This window comes from Cupriavidus sp. 05N39, from assembly GCF_056397325.1.
In genome coordinates this window covers 1-475 of sequence record NZ_JBFTNE010000304.1, presented here as the reverse complement: position 1 = coordinate 475, position 475 = coordinate 1, and the positions used below count along the sequence as shown (strand labels likewise).

At 68.8% G+C, this 475-nt stretch carries 1 protein-coding gene; it reads left to right on the top strand.

Annotation, left to right across the window (positions count from 1 at the left end; genetic code table 11):
* Window positions 1–249 (top strand): DUF454 family protein (locus tag AC1DN0_RS41425; protein ID WP_477146657.1); only part of this gene is annotated, 249 nt, incomplete at its 5' end.
* Window positions 250–475 lie beyond the last annotated feature (226 nt).

The following is a 475-nucleotide window of genomic DNA, read 5'->3' as shown; positions in this document are numbered from 1 at the left end:
CGCTTCGAACGCACGCTCCTGGCGCACCCGCGCTATGGCCCGGCCCTGCGCCTGTGGCGCGAGCAGGGCGCCGTCAGCCGCAAGGGCAAGGCATTCGCGGCCGGCGGCATGGCCGTCGGCTTTGCGATGTTCTGCTGGGGCGCGCATCCCTCGTGGATCCTGCTGCTGGGGGTGGGCCTGTTCTTCCTCGCCAGCGCGGCTTACGTGGTGTCGCGCCCGTCGCCGCGGCTGGGCGCCGGCAACCGCTGAGCATCCGTGCCTTCCGGTGACACGCCGCGGCGGCGGTGCCCCCCGCGGCTGAGGCACGGCACGGGGCGGCCGATGCAATATGCATCGCACTGCGCATGCAGTAGCTTCGCGACATCGTCTTCAACGGAGTGAGAGGGGAGCATGATCCCGCAGGAGCAAGCGGTTGCAGATGCGTTCGACCGCAATTTCCATAGCCTTTTTTTGCTGGGAGGGCAGCACCGTGATG